Origin of the sequence: Streptomyces sp. NPDC091376, assembly GCF_044757085.1 — a bacterium.
In the GTDB taxonomy this organism is placed as follows: Bacteria; Actinomycetota; Actinomycetes; order Streptomycetales; family Streptomycetaceae; genus Streptomyces; species Streptomyces pratisoli.
This window is the reverse complement of the sequence record NZ_JBIVUF010000005.1, coordinates 446726-454046: the sequence shown is the minus strand read 5'-3', so window position 1 is coordinate 454046 and position 7321 is coordinate 446726. Positions and strand designations below refer to the sequence as shown.

Below are 7321 nucleotides of genomic sequence, written 5' to 3'. Positions count from 1 at the left end.
AGGCTCGTATCGAGGACATGCTGCCGCTGTCCCCCTTGCAGCAGGGCATGCTGTTCCATGCCGTCTACGACGACGACAGGGACGCCGCCGACGTGTACACCGTGCAGGTGTCGGTGGCCCTGTCCGGTCCGGTGGACGCCGGGCGTCTGGAGCGCGCCGCCGCCGCGCTGCTGCGGCGCCATCCGAATCTGCGCGCCGGGTTCTGGCACGAGGGCGTGCCGCAGCCGGTGCAGTTCGTGCCGGCGGAGGTGCGGCTCGGTGTGGAGCGGGTGGACCTGGCTGCGGCCGGGGCCCCGGTCGCCGAGGCGTTGCGCGAGGTCGAACGGGCAGAGCTGGCACGGCGGTTCGAGCTGCACCGTCCGCCGCTGCTGCGGCTGGTGCTGGCGCGTCTCGCGGACGGCGACCACCGGCTGGTGATCACCGTCCACCACATCCTGGTCGACGGCTGGTCGATGCCGCTGCTCGTGGGCGATCTGCTGGCGCTGTACGAGAGCGACGGCGACCCGGCGGGGCTGCCCCCGGTCCGTCCATACCGTGACTACCTGAAGTGGCTGAAGCAGCAGGACACCGAGGCCGCCGGGGAAGCGTGGCGGGCAGCGCTGGCCGGGCTCGACGAGCCGTGCCTCGTCGCCCCGGTCGATCCGGCGCGGCGGTCGGTGCGGCCCGGGGTGCGCTCGCTGGAGCTGTCGCCGGAGGCGACGGCGCGTCTGACGGCGGCGGCCCGGCGGCTCGGCACGACGCCGAGTACCTTGATCGAGTGCGCCTGGGGCCTGGTCCTCAGCGGATTGACGGGTCGTCAGGACGTGGTGTTCGGCCTGACGGTGTCGGGCCGGCCGGACGAGATACGCGGCGTCGAATCGATGCTGGGGCTGTTCATCACGACCGTGCCGGTACGGATGGCCCTGCGCCCGGCGGAGAGCGTCGAGCAGTTGCTGCGGCGCTTCCGTGACGAGCAGAACGGGCTGCTCGCCCACCATCACCTCGGGCTGCGGCTGATCCAGAAGGAGTCCGGCGGCGGGGAGCTCTTCGACACCCTCGTCGTCATCGAGAACTATCCCGTCGATCCGGAGGCACGGCCCGAGCTGTCCGGCGGGCTGCGGGTGAGCGGCATCGAGGCACGGGACGCCACGCACTATCCGCTGACCCTGGCGGTTTCGCTGGACGAGCGTGCGCTGCTGCGGCTTGAGTACCGGCCGGATCTCTTCGACGCGCGGCGGGCCGGACTGATCACGGACCGTCTGGCACAGGTGCTGGAGCGGATCGCCGTGGACCCGGGCACGGCCGTCGGCGCGCTGGAGCTGCTGGCCCCCGGGGAGCTGGAGCGGGTGCGCACGAGCTGGCCGGGGCCGGTGCGGGACGTGCCGGGGGGCACGCTCGCGGACCGGTTCGCCGAGCAGGCAGCCCGCACTCCCGGGGCGACCGCCGTCGTCGCGGGCGCACAGTCGCTGACGTTCGCGGAACTGGACGGGCGGGCGGCGCGGCTCGCGGGGCTGCTCGCCGCCCGCGGGGTGGGGCCGGAGTCGGTGGTGGCGCTGGCGATACCGCGATCGGCCGACTCGGTGGTCGCGATCCTCGCCGTGCTGAGAACCGGCGGCGCGTATCTGCCGCTCGACCTGGACCACCCGGCGGACCGTCTCGGCTACATGCTCGACGACGCGGCTCCGGTGTGTGTGCTGACCACATCGCAGGCTGCGGCGCTGCTGCCTGCGGACGGGGGCCCCGCGCGCATCGAGCTCGACTCCCCGGGGACGCTGGCCGAACTCGACCGGTGCGCGACCGCGTTCACCGGACCGGCGGTCACGGCCGACCACCCGGTGTACGTGATCTACACGTCCGGCTCCACCGGCCGGCCCAAGGGTGTGGTGCTCACCCACGGCGGGCTGTCGAACCTCTACGCCAACCACATGTCGGATGTCTTCGGCCCGGTGGTGTCCGGCGCGGGCGGGCGGACGCTGCGCGCCCTGCACACGGCCTCGTTCAGCTTCGACACGTCCTGGGAGCAGCTGTTCTGGCTGATCGCCGGACACGAGCTGCACGTCCTCGACGAAGTGGGCCGCAGGGACGCCGAGTTCGTCGTCGGTTACGTGCGTGAGCACCATGTCGACGCCATGGACGTCACTCCCACCTATGCCCGGCAGCTCCTCGACTGGGGCCTGCTGGACACGGAGCACCACCGCCCCGCGTTGCTGCTGCTCGGTGGTGAGGCGGTGCCGGAGGCACTGTGGTCCGAGGTGCGTGCGGTGAGCGGCGTGATGTCCGTGAACCTGTACGGGCCGACCGAGTACACCGTCGACGCGCTCGGCGCGGATCTGGCCGTGAGCCCCTCCCCGGTGGTGGGCCGGCCGATCGGCAACACCCGCGCGTATGTGCTGGACGCGGCTCTGCGCCCGGTCCCCGAAGGGACGGCGGGCGAGCTGTATCTGGCCGGGCACGGCGTCGCCCGGGGCTACCTCGGCCGGTTCGCACTGACCGCCGAGCGGTTCGTCGCCGACCCGTTCGGGGCTCCGGGGACACGCATGTACCGCACGGGCGACGTGGTGCGGCTGCGTGCGGACGGCGAGCTGGAGTATCTGGGCCGTGCGGACGACCAGGTGAAGATCCGGGGCTTCCGCATCGAGCCGGGAGAGGCGGAGTCGGCGCTCACCGCGCTGGACGGGGTGGCGTCGGCGGCCGTGGTGGTCCGCGAGGACACGCCCGGTGTGAAGCGGCTGGTGGCGTATGTGACGGGCACGGCCGATCCGGAGGCGGCTCGGGAGGAACTGACCGCTTCGCTGCCCGACCACATGGTTCCGGCGGCCGTGTTGGTGCTGGAGACGCTGCCGACGACCGTCAACGGCAAGCTGGACAGAGCGGCCCTGCCCGCGCCGGTGTTCGGCGCCTCGCGCGCGTCGCGGGAACCCCGCGACGCGCGCGAGGAGGCCCTGTGCCGGGTCTTCGCCGAGGTTCTGGGCCTGGCGTCGGCCGGTGTGGACGACGACTTCTTCACGCTCGGCGGCGACAGCATCGTCTCCATCCAGCTGGTGACGCGGGCCCGCAAGGAAGGGCTGGTCCTCACCCCGCGCGATGTGTTCGAGCAGCGCACCCCGGCGAACCTCGCGGTGGCCGCCCGTTCCGCCGGCGACGGCGCCTCGGGACCCTGCGCGCCGGTGGCGGACGAACCGCTGATCGTCCTGGACGAGCCGGGGCGCGTGGCCGTCGGGAGTGCCTTCCCCGGTGCGCGGGAGGTGCTGCCGCTCGCACCGCTCCAGGAGGGTCTGTACTTCCACGCGGTGTACGACGACCGTGCGCTGGACGTCTATCTGATGCAGAACTTCGTGGAGTTGCGGCACGCCGTGGACACGGGCGCGCTGCGTGCCGCGTTCGACGCGATGCTGCGGCGGCACCCGAACCTGCGGGCCGGGTTCTGGCACGAGGGCCTGGACGGCCCGGTGCAGGTGGTGCCCGCCTCCTGGGAGCTGCCGTGGCAGGTGAAGGACCTGACCGGCCTCGACCCTGCGGCGCAGGACGAGGCGCAGCGTGAGTTCTCCCTGGCCGACGCGGCGACCCGGTTCGATCTGTCGGCGCCGCCGCTGATGCGTGTGACGTTGCTGAAGTTCGCCGAGGAGCGCTGGATGCTGTGCGTGACGCAGCATCACATCCTCACCGACGGCTGGTCTGAGTCCCTCTTCTTCGAGGAGCTGTTCGCGCTGTACGGGCGGGGCGGCGATCCCGAGGGCCTGGCCCCGGTCACTCCGTACCGCGACTATCTGCGCTGGCTTGCCGGAACCGACACGGACGCGGCACTGGCCGCCTGGCGGAAGCACCTGTCGGGTCTCGACCAGGCGTCCCTGGTGGCCCCGGCCGATCCGGCCCGCCGGCCGGTGACCGCCGAGGTGGTGGACATCGCACTGGGCGAGAAGACCAGCGACCGGCTGCGCAGCTTCGCCCGCGGGTGCGGAGTGACCCTGAACACCGTGCTGTCGGCCGCCTGGTCGCTGTCGCTGTCGGCGATGACCGGCCGGGACGACGTGGTGTTCGGTGCCACCGTTTCGGGGCGCCCGGCAGACATCGCCGGCATCGACCAGATGATCGGCATGTTCATGAACACACTGCCGTTCCGGGTGACACTGCGTCCTGCCGAGCCGCTGCGGGACCTGCTGGTGCGGATACAGCAGGAGCACGCCGAGCTGCTGCCGCACCACTACCTGGGCCTCGGCCGAATCCAGCAGGCGAGCGGAATCGGCCAGCTCTTCGACACGCTGTACGTGTTCCGCAACACGCCGCTGGACGACGCGGCCCGCGAGGAGGCCGTGGCACGGCACAACATCGGTTGGACCCACAGTGTGGACGGCACCCACTATCCGTTGACGATCGCCGTCACACCGGGGCCGTCCCTGGAACTGAGTCTCGCCTACCGCCCCGACCTCTACGACAGGGAGACGGCGGAGCTGCTGGCCGGTCGGCTTCGCAGGCTGGTGGAGCAGTTCGCGGACGGTGGCGCCACGCCGGTGGGCCGGCTGCACTCGATGGACGGGGCCGAGCGCGCCGAACTGCTCGTCCTGGGCGACGACATGGGACACGACGTTCCCGGCACCGCGCTGATCGATCTGTTCGCCCGGCAGGCGGCGTCCACACCGGACGCCACGGCGCTGGTCTTCGAGGACGAGCGGCTGAGCTACGCGGAGCTGGACGAGCGGGCGTCCCGGCTGGCGCGTGCGCTGATCGCGCGCGGTGCGGGTCCCGAGCGGACGGTCGCGCTGGGGCTGCCGCGCTCGGCGGACTTCGTCGTCTCGCTGTTCGCGGTGCTCAAGACCGGGGCGGCGTACCTTCCGCTGGACCTCGACCACCCCGTGGACCGACTCGCGATGATGGTGGAGGACGCGCTTCCGCTGTGCCTGGTCACGAGCAGCGCCGTGACGGGGCGGGTGCCGGGCGTCGCGGGTGTGCCACCGCTGGTGCTGGACGCTCCGGAGACGGCCGCGGAGCTCGCGGGACTGTCCGGCGCGCCGGTCGGTGAGGACGAGCTGACCGGGCGCAGGGACGGGCGGCACCCCGCGTACCTGATCTACACGTCCGGTTCCACCGGCCGCCCCAAGGGGGTCGTGGTGCCCTACGCGGGTCTGACGAACATGCTGTTCAACCACCGGGAGAGGATCTTCGAGCCTGCGGTGAAGCTGGCGGGCGGGCGCCGGATGCGGGTCGCCCACACCGTGTCGTTCGCGTTCGACATGTCCTGGGAGGAGTTCTTCTGGCTCGTCGACGGACACGAGGTGCATGTCATCGGCGAGGAGCTGCGGCTCGATCCGGCGGCGCTGACCGCGCACTACGACCGTGTCGGCATCGACGTGGTCAACGTGACCCCCTCGTACGGGCAGCAGCTGATCGACGCGGGCCTGCTCGACGAGCGCAGGCACCGGCCGGCGCTGGTGCTGCTGGGCGGCGAGGCCGTGCCCGACTCGATGTGGTCGCTGCTGAAGGACACCGACGGCACGATGGGCTACAACCTGTACGGCCCGACGGAATACACCATCAACGCGCTCGGCGCGGACGTGGACGACAGCGTCTCCTCGTGTGTGGGCCGGCCCATCTACAACACCCGTGCCTACGTGCTGGACGGGGCGCTGCGGCCGGTGCCTCACGGGGTGCCCGGCGAGCTTTACCTCGCGGGCGCCGGCCTGGCCCGGGGATACTTCGGCCGCCCGGCGCTGACCGCGGAGCGGTTCGTGGCCGACCCGTACGGCAAGCCGGGGACGCTGATGTACCGCACCGGTGACCTGGTGCGGTGGCGTGCGGACGGCCAGATCGACTACCTGGGCCGGGCCGACCACCAGGTCAAGATCCGCGGCTTCCGCATCGAGCTGGGCGAGATCGAGTCCGCGCTGGCGGACGCGCCCGGGGTGGCCTCCGCGGCGGTCGCCGTCCACACCGGCCGGAACGGCGTCAAGCGGCTCGTGGCGTACACCGTCACGGCGGCGGGCGCCTCGGCCGCCGACATCGGGCAGGACGTGCTGCGGGCCCGGCTGTCGGCGCTGCTGCCCGAGTTCATGGTCCCCTCCGCCTTCGTTGAGCTGGACGCGATGCCGCTGACGGTGAACGGCAAGGTGGACCGTACGGCCCTGCCCGCGCCGGTCTTCGGCGACGCCGGCGGGGGCCGCCCGCCGAAGGACGCCCGCGAGGCGCTGCTGTGCCGGGTCTTCGCCGAGATCCTCGGCCTGGAACGGGTCGGCGTGGAGGACAACTTCTTCGAGCTCGGCGGACATTCGCTGCTGGCGATGCGTCTGGTGGGCCGGATCCGCGACGAGTTGGGCCTGCCGGTGCAGGTCGGCACGGTGATGTCGGCGCCGACGGTCGCCGACGTGGCGGCCAGGATCGGCACCGACGCCCGCCGGGACGCGCTGCGTGTGGTCCTGCCGCTGCGTGAACGCGGGACCGGGCAGCCGCTGTTCTGCTTCCACCCGGCCTCCGGGTTCAGCTGGCAGTACACCGGCCTGTTGCGGCACCTCGACCGCGACCGGCCGGTGTACGGCGTGCAGTCGCCCGGCCTGTCCGAGCCGCTGCCCGGGGCGGCGGACGTGGCGGAACTGTGCGAGCTGTACCTGGCGGCGATACGTGAGGTGCAGCCGGCGGGCCCGTACCACTTCGCCGGCTACTCCTTCGGCGGGACCGTCGCCCACACACTGGCGGCGATGCTCCAGGAACGGGGTGAAGAGGTGGCGTTCCTGGCGCTGTTGGACGCCTACCCGCCGGAGCGGGACGACTGGTCATACGTCGACTCCCCGGACTGGCGGGAGCGGCTGGAGCGCGAGGAGAGCGGCTTCCTGCTGTCCGTCGCGGGACTCGGCGCGGAGGCCGGCGACACCGGCGGCGAGGCTGGCGGCGAGGCCGTGTCCCGGGAGGCGGCGGTGGCCGCGATACGGGACAGTCAAGGGCTCCTCGCCGGCTTCGACGATTCACTGCTGCACGCGATCGTGGACACCAATGTGCACTGCGTCCGGTTGCTTTCCCGCAGCCGGACCCGGCACTACCGGGGCGATGTGCTGTTCTTCACGGCGTCCCGCACCACGGCGCCCGACGACGCGCCGCTCAGGGTGTGGCCCGCCCATGTGGACGGCACGATCACCGAACACGTCCTGGACTGCTCGCACGACGAGCTGATGGCGCCATGGGCGCTGGACCGCATCGGTCCTCTGCTGGACGCGGCTCTGCGGGACACGAGCCGCTGATGCGTACGGCCGGTCCGCGGGGGTCCGCCCTCCTCGGACCGGCCTACCGGCCTGCGGACCGGCGCCGCGGACCCACGCGGTGACACCGCGGGGCGGCCCGGCGATCGGCGTCGCGGCTC

1 protein-coding gene is annotated in these 7321 nt (G+C 72.4%); it reads left to right on the top strand.

Annotation, left to right across the window (positions count from 1 at the left end; translation table 11 throughout):
- Positions 1–17: 17 nt before the first annotated feature.
- Positions 18–7202 carry an amino acid adenylation domain-containing protein gene (locus tag ACIQMR_RS14190; RefSeq protein ID WP_401385787.1) on the top strand — a complete coding sequence of 2395 codons (7185 nt, stop codon included), beginning with the start codon at positions 18–20 and terminating at the stop codon, positions 7200–7202.
- Positions 7203–7321: the final 119 nt, after the last annotated feature.

Excerpts from the sequence above, each read along its gene's own strand:
- ACIQMR_RS14190 (WP_401385787.1), top strand. The coding sequence starts at position 18 with ATGCTGCCGCTGTCCCCCTTGCAGCAGGGCATGCTGTTCCATGCCGTC.